This is a genomic window from Caballeronia choica, from assembly GCF_001544535.1.
In the GTDB taxonomy this organism is placed as follows: Bacteria; Pseudomonadota; Gammaproteobacteria; order Burkholderiales; family Burkholderiaceae; genus Caballeronia; species Caballeronia choica.
The window spans coordinates 124,452-146,603 of the sequence record NZ_FCON02000005.1; the positions used below are offsets into that span (position 1 = coordinate 124,452).

18 protein-coding genes and 1 tRNA gene are annotated in these 22,152 nt (G+C 63.9%); 9 read left to right on the plus strand and 10 right to left on the minus strand.

The window, feature by feature from the left end:
* Together AWB68_RS03905 and AWB68_RS03910 are read left to right on the plus strand one after the other, a co-directional pair.
* Positions 1 to 1,077: a hydrolase gene (locus tag AWB68_RS03905; protein ID WP_087643044.1), complete on the plus strand. Its 1,077-nt coding sequence runs from the start codon at positions 1 to 3 to the stop codon at positions 1,075 to 1,077.
* Positions 1,070 to 1,636 (plus strand): DUF2946 family protein, encoded by a 567-nt coding sequence (locus AWB68_RS03910; protein WP_087643045.1) that lies wholly within the window; start codon positions 1,070 to 1,072, stop codon positions 1,634 to 1,636. Before AWB68_RS03905 ends, AWB68_RS03910 begins: the two co-directional genes overlap by 8 nt.
* On the opposite strand, the gene AWB68_RS03915 is transcribed toward AWB68_RS03910, so the two are convergent.
* On the minus strand, positions 1,633 to 3,645 hold the full coding sequence (locus tag AWB68_RS03915) for a M48 family metalloprotease (protein WP_087643066.1): 2,013 nt from the start codon (positions 3,643 to 3,645) through the stop codon (positions 1,633 to 1,635). The two genes, AWB68_RS03910 and AWB68_RS03915, sit on opposite strands and share 4 nt — an antisense overlap.
* A 203-nt stretch (positions 3,646 to 3,848) precedes the next feature.
* Here AWB68_RS03915 and moaC point away from each other — a divergent pair, with 203 nt between their 5' ends.
* Positions 3,849 to 4,328 (plus strand): cyclic pyranopterin monophosphate synthase MoaC, encoded by a 480-nt coding sequence (gene moaC, locus AWB68_RS03920; RefSeq protein WP_087643046.1) that lies wholly within the window; start codon positions 3,849 to 3,851, stop codon positions 4,326 to 4,328.
* 9 nt (positions 4,329 to 4,337) lie between these two features.
* Here moaC and AWB68_RS03925 read toward each other — a convergent pair whose 3' ends face one another.
* From AWB68_RS03925 to recA, 8 genes are all read right to left on the minus strand, one after another.
* Positions 4,338 to 6,149 (minus strand): PglL family O-oligosaccharyltransferase, encoded by a 1,812-nt coding sequence (locus AWB68_RS03925; protein WP_087643047.1) that lies wholly within the window; start codon positions 6,147 to 6,149, stop codon positions 4,338 to 4,340.
* A 208-nt stretch (positions 6,150 to 6,357) separates the two neighbouring features.
* Complete coding sequence (locus AWB68_RS03930; protein ID WP_087643048.1) at positions 6,358 to 6,945, minus strand: pilin; 588 nt, start codon at positions 6,943 to 6,945, stop codon at positions 6,358 to 6,360.
* 116 nt (positions 6,946 to 7,061) lie between these two features.
* On the minus strand, positions 7,062 to 7,772 hold the full coding sequence (locus AWB68_RS03935) for a TerC family protein (RefSeq protein ID WP_087643049.1): 711 nt from the start codon (positions 7,770 to 7,772) through the stop codon (positions 7,062 to 7,064).
* A 147-nt stretch (positions 7,773 to 7,919) separates the two neighbouring features.
* Positions 7,920 to 8,801, minus strand: coding sequence for a succinate--CoA ligase subunit alpha (gene sucD / locus AWB68_RS03940; RefSeq protein ID WP_087643050.1), 882 nt, complete (start codon positions 8,799 to 8,801; stop codon positions 7,920 to 7,922).
* 124 nt (positions 8,802 to 8,925) lie between these two features.
* Positions 8,926 to 10,107: an ADP-forming succinate--CoA ligase subunit beta gene (sucC, locus tag AWB68_RS03945; protein ID WP_327381842.1), complete on the minus strand. Its 1,182-nt coding sequence runs from the start codon at positions 10,105 to 10,107 to the stop codon at positions 8,926 to 8,928.
* Between the two features lie 119 nt (positions 10,108 to 10,226).
* A complete protein-coding gene (locus AWB68_RS03950) occupies positions 10,227 to 10,844 on the minus strand; it encodes a DUF2889 domain-containing protein (protein ID WP_087643052.1) in 618 nt (205 codons plus the stop codon).
* 144 nt (positions 10,845 to 10,988) lie between these two features.
* A complete protein-coding gene (gene recX, locus AWB68_RS03955; protein WP_087643053.1) occupies positions 10,989 to 12,122 on the minus strand; it encodes a recombination regulator RecX in 1,134 nt (377 codons plus the stop codon).
* A 55-nt stretch (positions 12,123 to 12,177) separates the two neighbouring features.
* Complete coding sequence (gene recA / locus AWB68_RS03960; RefSeq protein ID WP_087643054.1) at positions 12,178 to 13,248, minus strand: recombinase RecA; 1,071 nt, start codon at positions 13,246 to 13,248, stop codon at positions 12,178 to 12,180.
* Between the two features lie 228 nt (positions 13,249 to 13,476).
* Between recA and AWB68_RS03965 the strand changes: the two genes are divergently transcribed.
* Positions 13,477 to 14,301 carry a response regulator transcription factor gene (locus tag AWB68_RS03965; protein ID WP_087643055.1) on the plus strand — a complete coding sequence of 275 codons (825 nt, stop codon included), beginning with the start codon at positions 13,477 to 13,479 and terminating at the stop codon, positions 14,299 to 14,301.
* Between the two features lie 6 nt (positions 14,302 to 14,307).
* A complete protein-coding gene (locus tag AWB68_RS03970) occupies positions 14,308 to 15,879 on the plus strand; it encodes a sensor histidine kinase N-terminal domain-containing protein (RefSeq protein ID WP_235028190.1) in 1,572 nt (523 codons plus the stop codon).
* A 73-nt stretch (positions 15,880 to 15,952) separates the two neighbouring features.
* Here the strand turns inward: AWB68_RS03970 and AWB68_RS48100 are convergent, their stop codons facing one another.
* Positions 15,953 to 16,111 carry a hypothetical protein gene (locus AWB68_RS48100; protein WP_160109954.1) on the minus strand — a complete coding sequence of 53 codons (159 nt, stop codon included), beginning with the start codon at positions 16,109 to 16,111 and terminating at the stop codon, positions 15,953 to 15,955.
* Here AWB68_RS48100 and AWB68_RS03975 point away from each other — a divergent pair.
* From AWB68_RS03975 to AWB68_RS03995, 4 genes are all read left to right on the plus strand, one after another.
* The gene (locus tag AWB68_RS03975; RefSeq protein WP_087643056.1) at positions 16,110 to 17,768 is read left to right on the plus strand and encodes an MFS transporter; all 1,659 of its coding nucleotides are present in this window, start codon (positions 16,110 to 16,112) and stop codon (positions 17,766 to 17,768) included. The two genes, AWB68_RS48100 and AWB68_RS03975, sit on opposite strands and share 2 nt — an antisense overlap.
* Positions 17,769 to 17,856: 88 nt before the next feature.
* Positions 17,857 to 17,933 (plus strand) — tRNA-Met (locus AWB68_RS03980).
* 188 nt (positions 17,934 to 18,121) lie between these two features.
* On the plus strand, positions 18,122 to 19,897 hold the full coding sequence (locus tag AWB68_RS03985) for a DUF6538 domain-containing protein (protein WP_087643057.1): 1,776 nt from the start codon (positions 18,122 to 18,124) through the stop codon (positions 19,895 to 19,897).
* 1,067 nt (positions 19,898 to 20,964) lie between these two features.
* Positions 20,965 to 21,771: a helix-turn-helix transcriptional regulator gene (locus tag AWB68_RS03995; protein ID WP_235026022.1), complete on the plus strand. Its 807-nt coding sequence runs from the start codon at positions 20,965 to 20,967 to the stop codon at positions 21,769 to 21,771.
* Positions 21,772 to 22,152: the final 381 nt, after the last annotated feature.

Sequence of the window (22,152 nt, forward strand, 5' to 3'; positions counted from 1 at the left end):
ATGAAACGCGATTCATTGATTACCCGCGATCCATCGTTCGTGGAGCGTGCGCCTTCCGGGGCGCTCGGGCGCGCAAAAGGCACCCCCGCCGATGCAACCGAGTGGCTTTATCGCGCGCCGCTCTGGCTTCCGACCAGTCACGCACAGACCATCGTCCCCGCGCTCTTCGGCCGCCGGCCCGCCGTGCAGTTCCGGCGCGAACGCTGGGACACGCCCGACGGCGACTTCATCGACCTCGACTGGATCGCGCATCACGAGAACGCGCCGGCGCAGCCGGACGCGCCGCTTTTCGTCCTGTTTCATGGCCTCGAAGGCAGCTCCGACTCGCATTACGCCCGCGTGCTGATGGCTGCGGCGAAGGCGCGCGGCTGGCATGGCGTCGTGCCGCACTTTCGCAGTTGCAGCGGCCCGCTCAATTTGCTGCCGCGCTTCTACCATCTCGCCGACAGCAACGAAGTCGACTGGATTTTGCGGCGCCTGGGCGCCAGGCATTCCGGGCCGATCATCGCGGCGGGTGTATCGCTGGGCGGCAACGTGTTGCTGCGGTGGCTGTGCGAGCGCGAAAGCGACGCCTCGGTGATCAGCGCCGCCGCCGCGATCTCCGCGCCGCTCGACGTACACGCCGGCGGCCAGGCGATTTCGCAGGGCTTCGGCATGGTCTATACGCGTAGTTTCCTCAAGTCGCTCAAGCGCAAGGGACTCGCGAAGCTCGCGCAATACCCCGGACTCTTCGACCGCGACGCGATGCTCGCCGCCCGCACGCTGTACGAATTCGACAACGTCGTGACCGCGCCGCTGCACGGCTTTCGCGACACCGACGACTACTGGACGAGCGCGACCACGCGCCCGTTCCTGCCGCGCATCGCGGTCCCGACGCTCGTCCTGAACGCCCGCAACGACCCGTTCCTGCCCGGCTGCGTGCTGCCGTCAAAGGCGGAAGTATCGGCTGCGGTCACGCTCGATCAACCGGACCACGGCGGCCACGTCGGCTTCATGACAGGGCCGTTTCCGGGGCGCATCGACTGGCTTTCTCAACGCGTGTTCTCCTACCTGGAAACCCATCTCGATCATGGATGACATCGTCAAGCAAGCGCTCGCCAAATGGCCGAACGTCCCGCACTGCACCGGCTGGCTGATGCTCGACCGGCGCGGACAATGGCGCATGCGCGACGACGCCGCCCAGGCCGCGGGCGAACTCGGCGACGTGATTCGCCACGAGGCGCTGATCGGCTTCATCAACCGCAACTACGAAAGCGACGATGCCGGCCAGTGGTTCTTCCAGAACGGGCCGCAGCGGGTGTACGTGGAACTGGGCTATACGCCGTGGATCGTGCGGCTCATGTCGACCGACGGCGCACTCGGCATGACCGATCAGACCGGCGCGGCATTCGAACCCGCGAACGCGTGGCTCGACGACGAAGGCGGCATCCTTTTCGCCGACGCGGCGGCTCCTGCCCGCATCGCCGCGCTCCACGATCACGACCTCGACTTGTTCACGAACCACGCGACCTTCGGCGAGGGCGAGGGCGCCGTGTTTCATTGGCGCGCAGGGACGGATCTCGTGGTCGAGCCGATAACACGGGCCGAGGTCGCCGGGCGATTCGGCTTCGTGACAAGCCCCGCCGCCGTCCGCTAGCCGTTCCTTTCGTCCTTTTCCAGTTCGCGCTCTTCCTTGTAGCGCACCTCGAAGTCGCGCAGACGCGCTGAAATCGTCGACAGATCGTAAAAGCTCGCGGATTTGACGTCGCGTGCTTCCTTCAACTGGCGGATCGCCGACGGCCACGCGCCGTCGAGTGCGAACTTCTCCGCCATCGCCTGATGCTGCTGCAGCGGGTCGTTGAGGCCGACGCTCGCCTGCGCGAGATAAAACCACCAGTCCGGACGCTTCGGCTCGGCGCGCGTCTCCTGCTTCGCGAGTGTTTGCGCTTCGGCAAAACGGCGCGCGGTGAGGAGCGCCTGCAAGTGCATGTCGATCGCCGCGTGCGATTCCGGCCAGCGCTTCTGCGCGAGTTCCGCGAGACGGACCGCTTCGTCGTTATGGCCGGCGCGACGGGCGATGTCGGCGGCCAGGACGTCGAGGCTGGGAGAACTGCGTGGGGTGGCGGGCTTGGCGGGTTGCGCGGCGGTGGCGTTGTTGTGCGGGATCAGGCCTGCTTCGGTCAGCGCGCGCGTTTGCGCCGTGAGGTCGGTTGCGCCGGGTTGCGTCGTTGCAGATTGCGCGCGTGACGCGGCATGCGCCGTCGCCGTATTGACGGATCGGCGCTGCGTGGGCGCCTTGTCGGTCGCGCGCATGGGCGATGTCGCCGGCATCGGCTTCGCCGTCGGCAACGAAGCCTCCGACCGTTCCACCTGCGCCGCCGCAACCGCCGTGCTCGCCTGCTCCCCTTCGAACAGCCGACGCGCCTTCGCCAGCGCATCGTTCGCCGCGCCGTAGTCGCCCATCAGCGTTTGCGCGAGCGCGATGCCGTACCAGTTCGCCGCTGCGTTCAGCGCGGTCTGGTCGTCGATCTCCGACTTGAGCCGGCTCGCGATATCGCGATAATCGCTCGGCGAACTCACCTGCAGCACGCGCGAGCGCGCCCGCACGAAACCGTATTCCGGCGACTGCCGTGGCTGACGGTACGGCACGCGGCGCGCGCGGTCCTCCATGTCGGCGATGCGTTCGCCCGTCAGCGGATGCGTGCGCGCGTAGGGCGGCACGCCGTTGTCGGCCATCGTCGAGCGGTCGAGGCGGTCGAAGAATGCCGTCATCGCGTACGGATCGTAGCCAGCCGCGCTCAGCATCTGGAAGCCGACGCGGTCCGCCTCGTGCTCGGCCGCGCGCGAGAAGCGCAGTTGATTGTCGACGGCGAACGCCTGGCCGCCCATCGCGATGCCCATGCCGAGATCGCCGCTTCGCGCGGCGAGGCCCGCGAGCAGGCCGGCCAGCATCGCGGCGAGCGCGGCGTAGGTGCTGCGCTGCTGCGTGCCGAGCATCCGCGCGATATGCCGTTGCAGCACGTGCCCCATTTCGTGCCCGACGACCGACGCCAGCTCCGATTCCGTCTGCGTGGCCGCGATCAGTCCGGTGTTCACGCCGATGAAACCGCCCGGCATCGAGAAGGCGTTGATCTGCGGATCGCGCCCGGCGAAGAGATCGAAGTCCGGAATGTAGCCGCCGAGATACTGCGTGACCGCAGCCGCCGACAACCTCGACGAGACCGAATTCAGGTAGTCGCGCACGAGCCAGTCGTCGAGATAGTCGGGGTCGTTGCGCAGTTCGCGCATCATGCGCTCGCCGAGGCGCCGTTCGGCTTGCGGGGTGAGCGTGCCGCCGGAGCCGTCGCCGAGATCGGGCAGTTGCACGGCGGACAGCGGCGCGCGCAGGCCGGTCATTTCGCTCATTTCGCCCGGGCGGTTGGCGAAGCGGCTTTGCGCGCCGCCGTATACGCCGAAGATGCCCTCCGCGACGTTCGCGGGGACGGTGCTGCTTGCGGCATCGGGCTGCGACGCGCGCAATGCGGCGGCGGCGAGGGTCGTCGGCTGGGCGCGTGTCGTTGGCGCGGGCGTTTGCGCCTGCTGCGTCGGCTGCGTCTGCGCCAGCGTCGCGGGCGGAACGGCGAGACTCAGGCACAACACGGCGATCAGAACACGATTCGGTCGCATGGAGTACATGGCGCGATGCGTTCGCCGGACTCGCGACTCGCGGCCGGCGCGGCTATAGGCACAAAAATCGGAAACGAGCCTATCGTATCAAGTGTTTGGGGGATTTCGCGCGTGGATGCGGCGCGGCGTCCGGGACGCGCGGCGCGGTGCGCCCGAGGAATTGCCGCTGGTATGATAGGCGCCCCGTTTTGGAAGGAGAGACTATGTCCGGACTCACTCATTTCGATGCTTCTGGCGAAGCGCACATGGTCGATGTCGGCGACAAGGGCGAGACGCGACGCATCGCCGTGGCGCGCGGGTCGATCGCGATGCTGGACAGCACGCTCGCGCTGATCCGCGAAGGTCGCGCCAAGAAGGGCGACGTGCTGGGCGTCGCGCGGATCGCGGCGATTCAGGGTGCGAAGCGCACGTCGGACCTGATTCCGCTGTGCCATCCGCTCGCGCTGACGCGCGTCGCGGTGGACTTTTCCGTCGATGAAGCGCTGCCCGGCGTGCATTGCGAAGTGCGCGTGGAGACGGTCGGGCGCACGGGCGTGGAAATGGAAGCGCTGACCGCCGTGCAGGTCGGGCTGCTGACCATTTACGACATGTGCAAGGCGGTGGATCGGGGGATGACGATCAACAACGTGAAGGTCTTGGAAAAGCACGGCGGGAAGTCAGGGGATTGGGTGGCACCCGCCTGAACCTCGCCCTCACTCCTCACTATCATCATCATCCTCGGACGGCGCCTGCTCCACCGACGGCGTCCCATAAAGCTTCACCAGCTCCGCCTTGAACCCCGACATCGGCTTGCCCTGCTCGTCGAGCAACTGATAAACCGCCGACAGTTGCTTCGGCCAGTCATGCAGTTGCGTCGCGAAGATCTTCAGCCGCACGATGGTATCGAGCGCGGCTTCTCGCTGCCCCGCCAGCGCCTGCAGCACCGCATACCGGCGCAACACCGTCTCCCCCGGCAGCAGCGCGAGCGCCTGCTCATGCATCGCCAGCTTCTCGGGAAGATTCTGGCCGTTCATCGGCAGCAGCGTCGCGGCACCGTACTCGCCCCATGCGCGAAACAGAAACGACGGATCGCTGCGATACTGCTCCGCCGGCCGCGTGCCGTAATACAGCACTTCGGCGCGGTTGTAGTCGCGCATCGTCGGATACAGCGCAGCCAGACCGCCCAGCACGAGAACGGTGTAAAGCCCGTACGACACCGACCGCGCAACCAGCCGCAACGCGCGCGTCTCCAGCAAGCCGATGACCAGCATCGCCGGCATCAGGAAGAACATGTACTGCTGCGGATACTCGACGAGCGCATGCATCATCAGCACGCCGAGCAGCGCGAGCCCGAAAATCCGCGCGGGCGTCTGCGGGGCGCGCAGCACGCGCACGAGCCACGTGACGATGCCGAGCAGCAGTATCCCGAGACCGAGCGCGCCCGTCTTCGCGAGCAGGTCGATGAAGATGTCGTGCGCGTTGTTGGCGATCTCGACGCCGCCCAGTTCGCGAACGAAGTCGAACTGATAGCGCGGAAACTCGCCCCAGCCGACGCCGAGCAGCGGATGCGTCTTGAACATCATCCAGCCGTATTTCCACAGCGCGAGGCGCGGCGCGATCTGATTGGCGTCCTGCATCCGCTCTGCCGCCGACTGCGCGAGATCCAGGTTGAAGCGCAGGTTCGCCCAGCGGATCGCGATGTTCACGGCGCAAAACAGCATCGCGAGCACGACCGGGATCAACCACGCGCGCAGGTCGCGCTTGCCCGGGCCGTCGAACCCTTCGGCCGATACCGGCCGCCCCAGCACGAACGCCATCCAGAACCCGGCGACGACGATCACCGCCATCTGCAGCCAAGGTCCGCGCGACACGGTGAGCGCGAGTCCCATGGAGAAGATCGCCGACAGCACGAGCCACGCGAGCACCGGCAAACGCCGCGTCTGCACGAAGTAGAGCGCGCCCGCCGTCGCGAACGCGATATAGGTTGCGAGGTGGTTCGCCTGAGCCATGTTGCCGAACGGCCGGCGCTCGATCATCACGTTGTAGGCGACGATGAACGGCGTGAACTTCGCCTCGATGTGGAACAACTGGGCAACCTGACAGAACACCGCAAACAGCCCGCCGACGATCAGGGCCGCCGCGCTCCAGCGCAGCGTCTTGTCGGCGAGACCGGCGCGCACGAGGCCGAAGCCCGTGTGCACCGTCACGAACGACGCGAGCAGATACGCGCCGCCAAGCCAGTTCAGCGACGGCTGCGCGACCGGCAGCAGCAGCGTCTGCGCGATCAGCAGCACGCCGAACGCGAGCGGCATGAGCGCGACCATCGGCGAAGCAAACGGGACGCGCGGTTCCGCCACTCGCACGATCAGCACGACGGTCGCGCCGAGGGCGAGGTACAACGCGAGCGCGCTGAATTCCGCGTAGAAAGTCGGGATCGGGTAAGTGTGGTTGACGACGGCGTAAGGAATCGTCAACGCAAGGAACAGCACGGCAAGGCCGAGAAAACGCGCGAATTGTGAAGGCATGGGCGGCTGGGAACGTCGGAGACCGGCGCACTATACAAAAATTTACCCGGACTGTCCGGCGCTCCAGCCGAAATGCCGCCAAATCCGCGGGAATCGCGGTGGAATCGTTGCGTGCCCGCCATTCGGCGATGCGCGCGAGCGGTGGACAGGCCGAAAGCGCTGTCCACCGCTTGCCGTGCCGGGCACGCGGCACGGCGTAAGTTCAACGTCAGGCGCGGCACTCCGGCGGTGCGAGATTCGACGGCAGCGTCGGGGCCTCCGCCGGGCTCGGACCCGCTCCGGGCGCCGGCAACGACGACGCCGTCTTGCCGCCCGCGAAACACTCCCAAGTCACCGAACCCGGTTGCACCACGCCCTTGGCGAGCGCGATGCGCGCGGTCGGCGCGTCGGCGTTATCCGGCGCCGAAGGCACCAGCACGAGCGTGTTCGAACCCGCCGGCGCGACGCGCGTCGTGTAGGCGATCGTCACCTGCCCCGTGTCGCTGTCGACGTGGATCGATTCGATGTTGCGGGTGCCCGGCGGCGACGCGTAGCCGCCGCCCAGTTCCGAGCCGCTCGCCGCGTTCTCCGCCACGGCGAGCCGCGCCGACGACGCCAGCGACAACCCCTCGCCCACCCTGCTGCGCGCCAGGTAGTCCTGATACGCCGGAATCGCGTACGCCGCGACCACGCCGACGATCGCCAGCACGATCATCAATTCGATCAGCGTAAAACCCGTCGCCGACCTGTCTTTGCCTCGCTTTTGAAACCACCGCAGCGTAGTCGCCGCTCCAAACCCGCCAATCGCTAACGTCATCGCTTATCCCCCAAAAAGACAAAAGCGCCCGACCCGCTCGATGCAGGCCGGACGCTTTCAATCGTATTGAGAGGCTCGTCGGCGCGACAGTCGGCCAATCGGCCAACGTTGCGCCGTCAGTTGGTGGCGCGGCTTCCGCCAGCCAGCGCGCGGCGCCGGAAAAACCAGCCGGCCGCGAGCACGAGCAGCGCGCCCGCGATGCGCGCGGCATAACCGGCGCTCGTCGTATTGAGCGCGGGCCAACGGTCGATGAACGGATCGTCGATGATCAGCCCCGCCGCGATCCATCCGAGCAGCGCGGCGCCGAGCGCGATCACGAGCGGGAAGCGGTCGAGAAGCTTCAGCACCAGCGTGCTGCCCCACACGATCAACGGAATGCTGACGACCAGCCCGAAAATCACGAGCACCAGCCGATGCTGCGGATCGGCGGCCTCGGCGGCACCCGCGATCGCGATGACATTGTCGAGGCTCATCACGGCATCGGCGACGATGATCGTCTTGACCGCCGCCCACAGCCGGTCGGACTGCGTGACATGGTGTTCGTCGTGGCCCGGCATCATCAGCTTGATGCCGATCCACAGCAGCAGCAGCCCGCCGACGAACTTGAGGAACGGCACGTCGAGCAGCACGACCGCAAACGCGATCAGCACCACGCGCAACAGAATCGCGCCGAGCGTGCCGAGCAGCACGCCGCGTGTGCGTTGCGGCGCTGGCAGGTTGCGGCACGCAAGCGCGATCACGACGGCGTTATCGCCCCCGAGCAGGATATCGATGATGATGATCTGGAAAACCGCGCCCCAGTGGAGCGTCGTGAGAAATTCGAGCATGGATGAAGAGCAGGCGAAGCGGTAGCGGAAATAAAAAAGCGAGGAAGCAAACGCTCCCTCGCTTCTGAATCGACATTTTACGAAAGGGTTCCGTAAGAGTACCAAACCCTGACATTTTCCGCCGCTTCGATCTTCGTTGAACCTGCCTCAGATCACCGATTTAAGCAAACGCGCCATTTCCGACGGGTTCTTCGTGACCTTGATGCCGCACGCGTCCATGATTTCGAGCTTGGCTTCCGCCGTGTCGGCACCGCCCGAGATCAGCGCGCCGGCGTGGCCCATGCGCTTGCCCGGAGGCGCCGTCACGCCCGCGATGAAGCCGACCACCGGCTTCTTCATGTTGTCCTTGATCCAGTAGGCCGCGTTGGCTTCGTCCGGGCCGCCGATCTCGCCGATCATGATCACGGCGTCCGTGTCCGGATCGTCGTTGAACATCTGCATGATGTCGATGTGCTTCAGACCGTTGATCGGATCGCCGCCGATGCCCACCGCCGACGACTGGCCGAGGCCGAGCGCCGTCAACTGGCCGACTGCTTCATACGTCAGCGTGCCCGAACGCGACACCACGCCGATGCGGCCCTTCTTGTGGATGTGGCCCGGCATGATGCCGATCTTCAGTTCGTCCGGCGTGATCGTGCCCGGGCAGTTCGGTCCGAGGAGCAGCGTCTTGCGGTTCTCGCGGCGCATGCGGTCCTTGATCTCGAGCATGTCGCGGACCGGAATGCCTTCCGTGATGCAGATCGCGAGATCGAGGTCGGCCTCGACGGCTTCCCAGATCGCGGCGGCGGCGCCCGCGGGCGGCACGTAAATGACCGAAACGGTCGCGCCCGTTTCGGCCTTCGCTTCCGCGACACTCGCGTAGATCGGAATGCCTTCGAAGTCTTCGCCCGCGCGCTTCGGGTTGACGCCCGCAACGTACGCTTCGCGGCCGTTCGCGTACTCGCGGCACGCGCGCGTGTGGAACTGACCGGTCTTGCCGGTGATGCCCTGCGTGATGACCTTGGTGTCTTTGTTGATCAGAATCGACATGTATAGACCTCTGTTCGTTTGGCGGCGCTTTTCCGCGTGAGTGCTTCACGCGCGGACAAGCGCCGCCATGCGTATCTGGTGGAACGGAACGCCCGTAAGTGCTTTTCGAATGACCGAAAAGCGCTTACTTGCCTTCGGCCGCGGCGACGACCTTCTGCGCGGCTTCTTCCATGCTGTCGGCCGCGATGATCGGCAGGCCGGAGTCCGCCAGAATCTTCTTGCCAAGGTCTTCGTTCGTGCCCTTCATGCGCACGACGAGCGGCACCTGCAGCGCCACCGCCTTCGATGCCGTCACCACGCCTTCCGCGATCACGTCGCAGCGCATGATGCCGCCGAAGATGTTCACGAGGATCGCCTTGAGGTTCGGATTCTTCAGCATGATCTTGAAGGCTTCCGTGACCTTCTCGGTCGTGGCGCCACCGCCGACGTCCAGGAAGTTCGCCGGTTCGCCGCCGAACAGCTTGATCGTGTCCATCGTCGCCATCGCGAGGCCCGCGCCGTTCACCAGACACCCGATGTTGCCGTCGAGCGAGATGTACGCGAGGTCGAACTTCGACGCTTCCACTTCAGCCGGATCTTCTTCGTCGATATCGCGATACGCGACGACGTCCGGATGACGGAACAGCGCGTTCGAGTCGAAGTTGAACTTGGCGTCGAGCGCGATCACCTTGCCATCGCCGGTGACGATCAGCGGGTTGATTTCGGCGAGCGACGCGTCGGTTTCCCAGAACGCCTTGTACAAGCCTTGCAGGATCGCGCGCGCTTGCGGGATCGATGCATCGGGGATGCCGATCTTGCGCGCGAGGTCGTCGGCGTCCTTGTCTTGCAAGCCGGTTGCGGGCTCGACGGCGAACTTGTGCAGCAGGTCCGGCGTCTTTTCCGCGACTTCCTCGATGTCCATGCCGCCTTCGCTCGACGCCATCACGACGACCTTCTGCGAAATACGGTCGAGCACGAGGCCGACGTACAGTTCCTTCTTGATGTCAGCGCCTTCCTCGATGAGCAGGCGATTCACCTTCTGGCCTTCAGGGCCGGTCTGATGGGTGACGAGCTGCATGCCGAGGATCTGGTTCGCATATTCGCGGACCTGCTCAATCGACTTCGCGACCTTCACGCCACCGCCCTTGCCGCGGCCGCCAGCGTGAATCTGCGCCTTGACGACCCAAACCGGGCCGCCCAGCTCCTGTGCGGCCTTGACCGCATCATCCACCGAGAACACGGGCTTGCCGCGCGGGACCGCGACGCCGAATTTCCGCAGGATTTCCTTACCCTGGTACTCGTGAATCTTCATGCGTGATTCCTTCAGTCTGAGAGTTGGATTGAACTTCGCTTGTCTTGAACGCTTTTCTTGAATCGCTGCTCTTTCTTCTTTGCTTTTTATTTGTCCGCTAACCGGCGGTGCCGGATTGCGCGTGGCGTGTGCGTCTAACCCGTCTTTTTCTCGATGTCCGGACGTTCATCGGACTCACGCGGCTTGCGGCCGAACCAGCGCGGGTAATACTCGGCGACCGCGGGGCCGTCGAAGCGCAATGCGTTGCAGCGGCCGAGCTGGAAGGGCGGTTGGTCTTCGGCTGGTGTCGTCGCTTCGCCGCTCGGACTTCCGTTTTCAGTGTTCCAGACATCGCCAGCGAAAGCCTGGATCGCGGCGGTTGGCAGGACGGCGCACAGCTCGGTGATATGCGTGCAGCCAGCGATGCCGCGCAACAGCCGATTGACTTCGCGACGAAAATTCTGAAGGAGATTGAGACCGATGAGCGAACGGTAGGCGGGATTCGACGCTGCGCAAAGACCGTCATAGGGCGCCCATTCCGACGACGCCTCGGCGTCGACGATGGTGAGCTTGCGGTCGATGGTGATGCGCAGCCAGAGTTCATGGATCGGCAGGCCGTTCGGCCGGACGCCCGTCGCGAGATGAACATCGCGCGGCTTTTCATCGGTTAGACAGGCTTCGATGTCCCACAATCCGTCATCACGCTCAAAAGCTTCCACTCGAATCGCGCGGCGATGGCGCAACTGTCGGGAAACGGGCGGAGAAAGCGGCATGCGAGAAAGGGAAGGCCGGAGGGGAAAACCATTGAATTTTAGCATATTGGGTATTTCAGGCTCGCACGATGTGGGGCATGCGTTTCGGCCTGCCGCGCCCGGTGGTCGAGCCGGGCGGTCGAACCCGATGGCGGCGCGTGGCGCTCAATCGTCGGGCGGGTCGGTTGTCCGGTCGTCGTCGCCTTTCAGCACTTTGGCGATCGTGCCGCCCGAAAAACCTCGGGCGGCCAGAAACCTTGCCTGCTTGGCCCGTTCCGCCGAAGTGGCCGGCGGCGTGCCGAATTTCCTGCTCCACACGGCATGAGCGCGCGCCAACTCGGTTTGTGACAGCTTGTCGCCGGTTTGCCGGAGCAACGCGTCGCCGACGTCATGGCGCTTGAGTTCATTGACGATCCGGCTTGCACCCATGCGCCCCGCTCGCCGGTGCACGATGCTCTCGACAAAGCGCTCGTTCGACAACCACCCTTCCCGCTCGAGCGCATCGAGCAGCATTTCGAGCGAATCGGCTTCTTCGACGAATGGCACGAGCTTGCGCGACAACTCCGCCCTGCTGTACTCGCGACGCGAAAGATAACCCAGCGCGCGACCCTTCAGCGACCGCTGCGGGCGCTTGCTGGCTTTGGCATTCTCCTCGGAAGCCTTGCCGCGAGATTGCGTCGAGCGGCTATAGACCGATTCACTGAATGCGGGCTCGACGTGCGGCGGCGCTGATGGCGTTGGATCAGGTACGCACTGTTCGAACGGCTCGAAGGGATCGGCGTCTTCGAAGGGATCGTGGGGCGCACGGTATTCCATACGGGGCGTCGGCTGCGCCGGATGGCTGGCCTTCGCGCCGCCAGGATTTTCGAGCGTTTGCGCAAGCAACGCACGAGCGCGTTCGAGACGCTCGGCGCTGCGGGCTTCGGAGGCGGGGTTGTCGCGCTCTGGCGGTGTCGACGCCGGCGGATTTGTCAAAGCTGGCGGTTTTGTCGAAGCTGGCGGGTTTGTCGACGCTGGCGGGTTTGTCGACGCTTCATCGCGCGAAACGCCGCTCCCGGAAGCGCCGCCCCAAACGCGACGCGCCGACGCGGTTCTCTCCGCGCCGGCGCGTTCGCTCTTCCGCCCCCAGCCACGCGTGCCCTTCGATGCGCTCGCCCGCTCGCTGCTTCGTTCGTAGCGGTCGCCGCTTCCGGCATCGACGCCGCTTTCGCCGGCGTCGCTACCCGAGCCGTCCGGGTTCCGGTCTTCATCGCGGCTTTTCTCGCCGCCGACCTTCGACCCGAACCGGCTCTTGCGCATCATCAAGTGCGTACTGAGTGTGAGTGCTTAGGGCTTAGGGCTTAGGGCTTAGGGCTTACTCCTCGTCCGCAACCGCGACGCCCGGAACAACCGCTTCCGCCATCGCATTGACGCCAAGGGACTCGCGAATCTTGTTCTCGATTTCGCGTGCCATGTCCGGATTCTCGCGCAGGAATTCACGCGCGTTGTCCTTGCCCTGGCCGATCCGTTCGCCGTTGTAGCTATACCAGGCGCCGGCCTTGTCGACGAGTTTCGCCTGCACGCCCAGATCGATGATTTCGCCCTGACGCGAAATGCCCTCGCCGTACAGGATGTCGAAGATCGCTTCCCGGAACGGCGGCGCCACCTTGTTCTTCACCACCTTCACGCGCGTTTCGTTGCCGATCACCTCGTCGTTCTTCTTGATCGAGCCGATCCGGCGAATATCGAGACGCACCGACGCGTAGAACTTCAGCGCATTGCCGCCCGTGGTGGTTTCCGGATTGCCGAACATCACGCCGATCTTCATGCGGATCTGGTTGATGAAGATCACGAGGCAGTTCGTGCGCTTGATCGTGCCGGTCAGCTTGCGCAACGCCTGCGACATCAGCCGCGCCTGCAAACCCGGCAGCGAGTCGCCCATTTCGCCTTCGATTTCAGCCTTCGGCACGAGCGCCGCGACCGAGTCGATGACGATCATGTCGATCGAGCCCGAACGTACGAGCGCATCCGCGATTTCCAGCGCCTGTTCGCCCGTGTCCGGCTGGGAGATCAGCAGGTCGGATGCGTTCACGCCCAGCTTCTGCGCGTACTGGACGTCCAGCGCGTGCTCCGCGTCGATGAACGCCGCCGTGCCGCCGATCTTCTGCATTTCAGCGATCACCTGCAGCGTGAGCGTGGTCTTGCCCGACGATTCCGGGCCGTAGATTTCCACCACGCGCCCGCGCGGCAAGCCGCCGACGCCGAGCGCGATGTCCAGACCGAGCGACCCGGTGGACACCACCTGAATGTCTTCGACCACTTCACCCGCGCCGAGCCGCATGATCGACCCTTTGCCGAACTGCTTTTCGATCTGCGCCAACGCGGCGGCCAGCGCCTTGCTCTTCTCTGCAGACATCCCGCCCGGGCCTTTCTTGCTTTCTTCCATGAATCGTCCTTTGCTATGATGAACGGCGTCTGAGATATGCGCGTGCGGGGCCAAACCCGTCGGTCGCGCTAATCCGGACACTGTATAAAAAAACAGTAGTTTTTGCAAGCCCGATCATCGGGGCGCAGCATTTTAAGCGCCCGCGAACCGCGCAAAAACCACAACAACACCTGGAGACCGCCGCGCCGGGCGAATTGCGGTGCCGGCAATGCCCTCGCGCACATCACGATGCGAATCCTCATTGCCGAAGACGACAGCATACTCGCGGACGGGTTGGTTCGATCACTCCGCCAATCGGGATACGCCGTCGACCATGTGAAGCACGGCGCCGAAGCCGATACCGCGCTTTCGCTCCAGACTTTCGACCTCCTGATCCTCGATCTCGGCCTGCCGCTGATGTCGGGTCTCGAAGTCCTGCGCCGCCTGCGTGCACGCAATTCGCAGATGCCGGTCCTGATCCTGACCGCCGCCGACAGCGTCGACGAGCGCGTGAAAGGCCTCGATCTCGGCGCCGACGACTACATGGCGAAGCCCTTCGCGCTCAACGAACTCGAGGCCCGCGTGCGTGCGCTCACGCGGCGCGGCGCGGGCGGCGGACCGACCGTCGTGCGGCACGGCTCGCTGTCGTTCGACCAGGTCGGCCGGATCGCCTATATCAACGAGCAGGTGATCGAGTTGTCCGCGCGCGAGCTGGGCGTGCTCGAAGTGCTGCTGCAGCGGATCGGCCGGCTCGTGTCGAAGGAACAACTCGTCAATCACCTGTGCGAATGGGGCGAGGAAGTCAGCAACAACGCGATCGAGGTGTACGTGCACCGGCTGCGCAAGAAGATCGAGCCGAGCGGCGCACGGATCATGACGGTGCGCGGGCTCGGGTATTCGCTGGAAAAGACCACCGGCACGGCGGGCGGAAACGCCGCGGGCACGCAATCCGGCCCGCAGACGAACGCTCAACCGGGCCCGAACGCGGGACAAGGCCCGGCCGCCGGCACGGACGCGAACCCGTCGTCGAGCGCGACCCCGATGCCTGCAAGCCCTCACTCTCACTATAAGTAGACCCACATGGCGTCGCCCGTCTCCACCGAGCGCGCCGCCGCCACCGCGCCGCGCCCGCCGCCCATCGGCTCCTCCCAGGACGGCAACGACGCCACCCGCGACGCGCGCTACGCGAACCCCTTCGCGCCGCCCGACGAACTCGAGCCCGAGGGCGAACCGCGTCCGCGCTCGCTCTTCGGCGAGATCCTGGACTGGATGCTCGCGCCCCTTCTGCTGCTCTGGCCGATGAGCATCGCGGTCACGTACCTGGTCGCGAAGTCGATCGCGAACGGGCCGTTCGACCGCGCGCTCGAAGCCGATGCCTATGTGCTCGCGCGCCAGATTCAGCCGGTGAACGGCGTCGCCGAACTGCGCCTGCCCGACGCCACGCGCGATTTCCTGCGCGCCGACAACGTCGACAGCGTGTTCTTCCAGGTGCTCGGCACGCGCGGCGAACTGGTCGGCGGCGACCGCGACATGCCGCTGCCGCACGACGACGACCGCCCGCAGCCCGGCATCGTCGAATTTCGCGACGACGTGCTGCGCGGCAACGACATCCGCGTCGCGTATACGACGGTCGAGCTGCCGAGTCTCGAAGAGCCGGTGCTCGTGCAGGTCGCGGAGACGCTCGACAAGCGCAGCCAGCTCGCCAACGACATCATCAAGGGCGTGATCCTGCCGCAGTTCGTGATCCTGCCGCTCGCGATCGTGCTGGTGTGGTTCGGGCTGTCGCGCGGGCTCGCGCCGCTGCACGCGTTGCAGTCGAGCATCCGCGCGCGCCGCCCCGACGATCTCTCGCCGCTCGAAGCCGCCCAGGCGCCGCCGGAAATCGCGCCGCTCGTCGCGTCGTTCAACGACCTGCTCACGCGGCTCGAACAGAACATGGAGTTTCAGAAGCGTTTCATCGCCGATGCCGCGCATCAGATGAAAACGCCGCTCGCCGGCCTGCGCACGCAAGCGGAACTGGCGCTGCGCCAGGACGTGTCGACGGAAGTGCAGCGCTCGCTCGAACAGATCGCGACCAGTTCCGAGCACGCCGCGCGTCTCGTCACGCAACTGCTCGCGCTTGCGCGCGCCGAAAACCGGGCGACGGGCCAGATCTTCTCGCGCGTCGAACTGACGGATCTCGCGCGACTCGCGGTGCGCGACTGGGTGCAGCCCGCGCTCGCGAAGCAGATGGACATCGGCTATGAGGAGCCGCCGCAGCCGGTCGAAGTGGAAGGCAACGTCGTGATGCTGCGCGAGATGCTGTCGAACCTGATCGACAACGCGATCCGCTACACGCCGACGGGCGGCCGCATCACCGTGCGCGTGCGTCTCGACGAGGGCAATCTAGACCTCGTGCATCTCGAAGTGGAAGACACCGGGCTGGGCATTCCGCCTGCGGAACGGCAGCGCGTCGTCGAGCGCTTCTACCGGATTCTCGGTCGCGAGGGCGACGGCAGCGGACTCGGGCTCGCGATCGTCAGGGAGATCGTGACGATGCACGGCGGCACGCTCGCCATCGAGGACCACGTCTATCAGGAATCGCCCCGGCTCGCCGGAACGCTGGTCCGCGTGAGCCTGCAGCGGGTTTATCCTGCCCGGGACAAACCCTGATCCCGCACTTCAAGCACGATCATTCGTGTTTCGAGAAGCGAGATAATTGACGACGCGTTGAACGAACTTGAAATCAGTTCTCGCGGTTTTGACCGATCCACACCGCGAAACGCTTCCTGATCACCGCCGCCGGCCGCGTCAGAACGCCGTAAGTTTCGACTCCAATAATCGTTGCACGGAACCGCCATGGTCCGCGGGCCGCATCGAAAATCAAAATCAGGAGACGATTCATGGCTACGGTTGAGGGGCGCATTTCACACGCGCCGATGACGGGCGAAGAGAAGAAGGTGATCTTCGCGTCGTCACTCGGAACGGTGTTCGAGTGGTACGACTTCTATCTGGCGGGCTCGCTCGCCGTCTATATCAGCAAGACGTTTTTCTCCGGGGTCAACCCGACGGCCGGCTTCATCTTCACCCTGCTCGGCTTCGCGGCCGGCTTCGCGGTGCGTCCGTTCGGCGCGATCGTGTTCGGGCGGCTCGGCGACATGGTCGGGCGCAAGTACACGTTCCTCGTGACGATCGTGATCATGGGCCTGTCGACCTTCGTGATCGGCTTCCTGCCCGGCTACGCGTCGATCGGGATCGTCGCGCCGGTGATCTTCATCGCGATGCGGCTGTTGCAGGGTTTGGCGCTCGGCGGCGAATACGGGGGCGCTGCGACCTACGTCGCCGAACACGCGCCCGCGAACAAGCGCGGCGCGTGGACCGCGTGGATCCAGACGACGGCCACGCTCGGCCTCTTTGTCTCGCTGCTCGTGATCCTGGCGGTGCGCACGTCGATCGGCGAAGAAAAGTTCGCCGCGTGGGGCTGGCGCGTGCCGTTCATCGCCTCGATCGTGCTGCTCGGGATTTCGGTGTGGATCCGGATGCAACTGCACGAGTCGCCGGTGTTCGAGCGCATCAAGGCCGAGGGCAAGACGTCGAAGGCGCCGCTCACCGAAGCATTCGCCGAATGGAAGAACCTGAAGATCGTGCTGCTCGCGCTGTTTGGCCTGACGGCCGGCCAGGCGGTCGTCTGGTACACGGGCCAGTTCTACTCGCTCTTCTTCCTCACGCAGACGCTGAAAGTGGACGGCACGAGCGCGAACATCATGGTCGCGGTCGCGCTGCTGATCGGCACGCCGTTCTTCGTGTTCTTCGGCTCGCTGTCCGATCGCATCGGCCGCAAGCCGATCATCATGGCGGGCTGCCTGATCGCCGCGTTGAGCTTCTTCCCGCTCTTCAAGGCGCTCGCGCACTACACGAACCCGACGCTGGAAGCCGCGACGGCGAAGTCGCCGATCGTCGTGATCGCCAATCCCGACGAGTGCTCGTTCCAGTTCAACCCGGTGGGAACGTCGAAGTTCACCTCGTCGTGCGATATCGCCAAGAGCGCGCTGTCGAAGTCCGGCTTGAACTACGAGAACGTGGCGGCGCCGGCCGGCACGCTCGCGCAGATCAAGGTCGGCGAGACGGTGGTCGAGACGTATGACGGCAAGGCCGCCGACGCGAAGGCAAAGGGCGCGGCGTTCGACAAGACGCTCGCCGGCACGCTGAAGAGCGCGGGCTATCCGGCGAAGGCCGATCCGGCGCTGATCAACTGGCCGATGGCGATCGTGGTGCTGACGATTCTCGTGATCTTCGTGACGATGGTGTATGGGCCGATCGCGGCGATGCTGGTGGAGATGTTCCCGGCGCGGATCCGGTACACGTCGATGTCGCTGCCGTATCACATCGGCAATGGCTGGTTCGGCGGGTTCCTGCCGGCGACGGCGTTCGCGATCGTCGCGGCGAAGGGGAACATCTACTCGGGGCTGTGGTATCCGATTGTGATTGCGCTCGCGACGTTCGTGATCGGGATGCTGTTCGTCAAGGAGACGCGCAATTCGGATGTGTACGCGAAGGACTGAGGGTTCGGGATTGGGGTTTTGTCAGTAGGAATTTGCCGGGAAGGGGTTGACAGACTTTCCGGCCATCTCCATAATCCTGCTCTCTTTAGGCGAATTAGCTCAGCCGGTTAGAGCGACGGAATCATAATCCGCAGGTCCGGGGTTCGAATCCCTGATTCGCCACCAGCATTACCAAGGCTGCGCGCTCCGGAAACGGAGCGCGCAGTTTTGCTTTGGGTCCTTATAAATCAAGGACTTGGCGAAGATATAAACTCGTCTCGTTAGGCTGTCGAGTGCTACATCGAACTGCTACAGTGGGACGCCGGCGTCCGGTTCGGTGGCACAAGGACAACTTTTGCCATTGAGAGGACTTCATGCCTTCGCAAACCTGCCTGACGAGCCGCCGTAACTCCGTCGTTCCCCAATTCCGCCGCGCCATTCCCGCCGACCTCTGGGATGTCTTCGGCCGCCGAGAACTCGGTGGCTCACTCCAGACCCGCTTGCACGCCGAAGCCAAGCGCCGCCGCAACGCGCTGGTCGCCGCGACCGATTCGATTTTTGAAGACGCGCGGGTCCTGAGCGCCGCGGGCGCCGCCGACCGCACCGCGTTGCTTGAGGCGTTCCGGCGCCAACGCACCCTCATCTGCGCCGGCCAATCCGCGGTGTACGTAACCGAGCCTGAGAAGACCGAGGCTGCGGACGACTCGCAAAGTGCAGGTGATGAGACATATTGGCCGCCGATGTACGAGGACCTTTGCCCGAACGACGAATTCCGCCCCGTTATCAAACCGCACTTTTCTCTGAAGCCCGCAATGATTCCGAGGCTCCTGAGCCGTCGGCGTGCTGTCATGTTGCAGTGCGATGAGCTTCTTCGAGCGCACGACTCACGCGACGACCTCAAGGCAATGCGCACCGGGCTTGAGGAACTGGAACAGGACACTTGCGACGACGTCGTGCGCGGCGACACCTCGGCCATCCGTGAGGACGCGTTGACTCTGCTCGCGTACGAAGGTATCGATGTGTCGCGAACCCATGCGGAGCATCTTGCGCAATATCTCAGCCGATTTCTCTCCGCCGAACTGGAACTCATCCGCGAGCAGCTGGGGCGCCTGAATGGCAGCCGCACGCCGATACCGGAGTTGCCCGTAGAGCCTCTCGATACTGACGACTGGGAAACGTTCATCGCGACCTGGCAGTCTGTGCGCAAGCCCAAGGCGACCTCCGTTTCCAGCGTGCGCTCTGAAATCTCTCGGTTCAAGGGCTTTACCCATGACAAAAATCCCGTGGACATCACGGCGGATGATGTCCGCGAATACGTAGACTTTCTCCTCAAGTCCGTCTCGCGAGCCCGGGCGAAAACAATTCTCTCGCTCATTCGTCCGGTAATTGCCACGGCGATAACGGAACGCATCACTTCGCTAAAGAGCAATCCGTTCGACGAAATTTCAGTGGAAGTCTCCGAAAAGGATGTGCGTTCGTACCAGCCGTTTTCGGCATCCCAGCTGCAAGCATTCTTTAATGGCCCGGTGCATCGCGCCGGCGACCGACCCGCCAAGGGCGGAAAAGAAGCCGCGTTCTGGTTGCCGTTGCTCTCCATTTATTCCGGCGTGCGGCTGGAGGAAGCCGGCACACTGACGACATCGAGCATCTTGGAGCGGTCGGGTCGGTACTGGATACAAATTGGCCATAGCAAGACGACAAACAGCTCGTTGCGTGAAATACCGCTTCATCGGGTACTTGAAGAGAAGGGGTTCGTCGAATTTGCACAGACCCAACGAAGGGTGCGCGGAGCGAACGCACCCCTCTTTGTGCACCTCAAGCAGAAAAACATCGACGCGAAGAAGACGCGAATGTTTTCGACGTGGGTCAACGAATACATTGACCGGTATGTGATTGATGACCGGCAATACACGTACCACTCGTTCCGCAACAACTTCGAGGACGCACTCACCTGCGAAGGCGTCGCTGAAGACGTCCGCCGGGCGCTCATGGGTCACGCCCAGAGCGGCATGACGCGCAGGTATGGGAAAAAGAGCGCGGGTAACCGTCGGGTGTTTCCGGACCGCGCGCTGATTGAAGCAATGGACCGCTTGACCTACGAGGGACTTAACCTAAACGGAATCACGGCGGAATCGGACATGATTCCCTGAGCCTTCCTGAGCGGCGACAAGGAGCTCGTCGGGCGGGCTCCTGTTTTGAATAACCTGCCGTCAGTTCATTATCGTTGCCCTGGGTCGCGTAACGCTACCAAGCGCAGCTGCCTGAGTACGGTCCGATAGCTTCCTCGTCCCAGGGTCCAGCCGTACTCGTCTGCCGGCCCTAATCGCCGCGGCTGCTTCTTGAGTTCCACGCAGGCGCGCGCGCATCCACACTCATTATGCCCTCCCGTCCCATGTGAATGGCCTCGCGAAACGTCCGACCGACTTGGCCAGACACATTCCATGCGGCCATCCATGGGAATTGGAAAATCAAAACCGCGCGCAAGCCGACTCCCACCTTGCCATCGCACGAACATCACGCAGCGACGGAGGCCATTCGAAATAGGAAGGTGACCTGCCTCGATACCAGGTTGCTCGGCGTGCAAACGGTGCGACATATATACCCAGCGGCGAAGGCGGCAGAACGTCACTTCCTCGAAGCGCATGGCGCCCTCTGCGCGCTCGAGAAAGGCGTGCACCATTTGATAGCACGGGTCACTCTCGTCGAACGGTACCTTGACGAGGACATCACCGACGTATGACCGCATGGTCGTCTCGGAGGCAGACAGGCTGCACTCGCGCCACGATATAGGCCGTGAACGATTGCAGACAAACCAACCAAAATGCGCCCTATTTTCGCGACCCGGAGAGCCCTGGCGCGTCGGGCGACCCGCTTCATTGAGACATAAAATGTCTCTTTCACATATATAATCACAACAAGCCCGGCGAGCAAGCGAACGTTTATCAACACCCATACCACGACCAAGATGCCGTCTAGTCTGGATGAAGCGATTCTTCGTGTCCTGCCCACTGAACGGGACGCCGTTCCATGGCTGTCCACGCCTGAGGTTCATCGGCGCCTCGAGGCGCGAGGGCACCGCGTCGGCTACACAAAAAAGATACAGCGACATCTAACCTCACTGGAAAACGGAGCACGGGTCATTTCGACTTTGAACGGTCGCGAACTCCTCTGGCAGCGGAAACCTTGGCTGCACGGCCTCCAGGAGGGTGTCGGGCTGATGAGCGCATCCGAGGCTGTGGCCTTCCACATCCTTCAGCGCTTCGCCGGCAACAAACTTCCGGACGCGGTGATGAGGGACATCGAGCCGCTTTTCAATGCGGCGGAGGTACGCCTTTCGGAGGAGAAAGCTGATAATCGAATCTATCGCGCCTGGCCGGACAAAATTGCATCAGTCGACGGCGCGTTCACGCTGATTCGGCCCAAGATTCGGGCTGACGTATTCGAGGCCGTAGCGACGGCAACCTTTTTCGAGCGCGAGTTGATTGTTCAGTATCGAGCAGCCTACCGAAGCCAGGAGACGAACGAACCGGAGCCAAAAATTTTGTGGCCGCTGGCGCTCGTCGAATCGAGCGGTACCATGTATCTCGTTGCGCAAGATGCGAGTGCTACTCGACGCTCCGAGAGAGGCGAGCACGACTTTCCGCGCAGACTCTATCGGTTGGACCGCATCCGCTCCGTTGCAGAATCGGGCAACACCTTCGCATACCCAGCCGACTTCAAGCTGAACCGCTATATAGAAGCGGAGCAGGCCTTCGACTTTCTGACGGAACCTCCTGTTCGGCTTGAGCTAGCCTTCGAGGGCAACGCCGGAAACCATCTCCGAGAATCGCCCATGGCGAAAGACCAGGAGGTTGAACCTCTGTCGGACGGCCGCCTGAAAGTGTGCGGTACTGTGATTCCCAGCCTCAAGCTGCGCTGGTGGCTGCGCTCGATTGGTAGTGCGGTTGAAATTCTTGGCCCGGAATCTCTACGCAACGAATTCGCAGAAGACTATCTCAAACTCGCGAACCGATACCGGCGTTAGAGGCTCCGGCGCCAGCGGGAAATACCTGGTCACGGGGAAAGACCGTCTCTCGTGACCAATCCAATCCCGACGCTGCCCGCCGAACCGATACTCCACGCCGACCGTCACGAAGGCGCGACGCCGACACGAATGCCCTGGTCCATAGATAAGGCTACGGAGGCAGGAGTAATGCTCGGCCGCCTGGATGGTTGAGATGCATTGAATTGGCCGTTTAGCTTGTCGCATGGTAACGAGACGCAAATTGTCCCGTTGCGCACGCAGAATAGAACCGTGTTGGCCGACAGCGATGGTGTTACTGACAGGTGCACCAAATAGTGCCTTGCGCGTTATACGGGTATGAAGACGAAAACTGATGGCCGAAAACTGGATCAGGCGACGCAG

What these genes read in the sequence shown, in the direction of transcription:
- AWB68_RS03905 (WP_087643044.1), top strand. Translation starts at nt 1, where the DNA reads ATGAAACGCGATTCATTGATTACCCGCGATCCATCGTTCGTGGAGCGT.
- AWB68_RS03910 (WP_087643045.1), top strand. Translation starts at nt 1,070, where the DNA reads ATGGATGACATCGTCAAGCAAGCGCTCGCCAAATGGCCGAACGTCCCG.
- AWB68_RS03915 (WP_087643066.1), bottom strand. Translation starts at nt 3,645, where the DNA reads ATGCGACCGAATCGTGTTCTGATCGCCGTGTTGTGCCTGAGTCTCGCC.
- moaC (WP_087643046.1), top strand. Translation starts at nt 3,849, where the DNA reads ATGTCCGGACTCACTCATTTCGATGCTTCTGGCGAAGCGCACATGGTC.
- AWB68_RS03925 (WP_087643047.1), bottom strand. Translation starts at nt 6,149, where the DNA reads ATGCCTTCACAATTCGCGCGTTTTCTCGGCCTTGCCGTGCTGTTCCTT.
- AWB68_RS03930 (WP_087643048.1), bottom strand. Translation starts at nt 6,945, where the DNA reads ATGACGTTAGCGATTGGCGGGTTTGGAGCGGCGACTACGCTGCGGTGG.
- AWB68_RS03935 (WP_087643049.1), bottom strand. Translation starts at nt 7,772, where the DNA reads ATGCTCGAATTTCTCACGACGCTCCACTGGGGCGCGGTTTTCCAGATC.
- sucD (WP_087643050.1), bottom strand. Translation starts at nt 8,801, where the DNA reads ATGTCGATTCTGATCAACAAAGACACCAAGGTCATCACGCAGGGCATC.
- AWB68_RS03950 (WP_087643052.1), bottom strand. Translation starts at nt 10,844, where the DNA reads ATGCCGCTTTCTCCGCCCGTTTCCCGACAGTTGCGCCATCGCCGCGCG.
- recX (WP_087643053.1), bottom strand. Translation starts at nt 12,122, where the DNA reads ATGCGCAAGAGCCGGTTCGGGTCGAAGGTCGGCGGCGAGAAAAGCCGC.
- recA (WP_087643054.1), bottom strand. Translation starts at nt 13,248, where the DNA reads ATGGAAGAAAGCAAGAAAGGCCCGGGCGGGATGTCTGCAGAGAAGAGC.
- AWB68_RS03965 (WP_087643055.1), top strand. Translation starts at nt 13,477, where the DNA reads ATGCGAATCCTCATTGCCGAAGACGACAGCATACTCGCGGACGGGTTG.
- AWB68_RS03970 (WP_235028190.1), top strand. Translation starts at nt 14,308, where the DNA reads ATGGCGTCGCCCGTCTCCACCGAGCGCGCCGCCGCCACCGCGCCGCGC.
- AWB68_RS03975 (WP_087643056.1), top strand. Translation starts at nt 16,110, where the DNA reads ATGGCTACGGTTGAGGGGCGCATTTCACACGCGCCGATGACGGGCGAA.
- AWB68_RS48100 (WP_160109954.1), bottom strand. Translation starts at nt 16,111, where the DNA reads ATGAATCGTCTCCTGATTTTGATTTTCGATGCGGCCCGCGGACCATGG.
- AWB68_RS03985 (WP_087643057.1), top strand. Translation starts at nt 18,122, where the DNA reads ATGCCTTCGCAAACCTGCCTGACGAGCCGCCGTAACTCCGTCGTTCCC.
- AWB68_RS03995 (WP_235026022.1), top strand. Translation starts at nt 20,965, where the DNA reads ATGAGCGCATCCGAGGCTGTGGCCTTCCACATCCTTCAGCGCTTCGCC.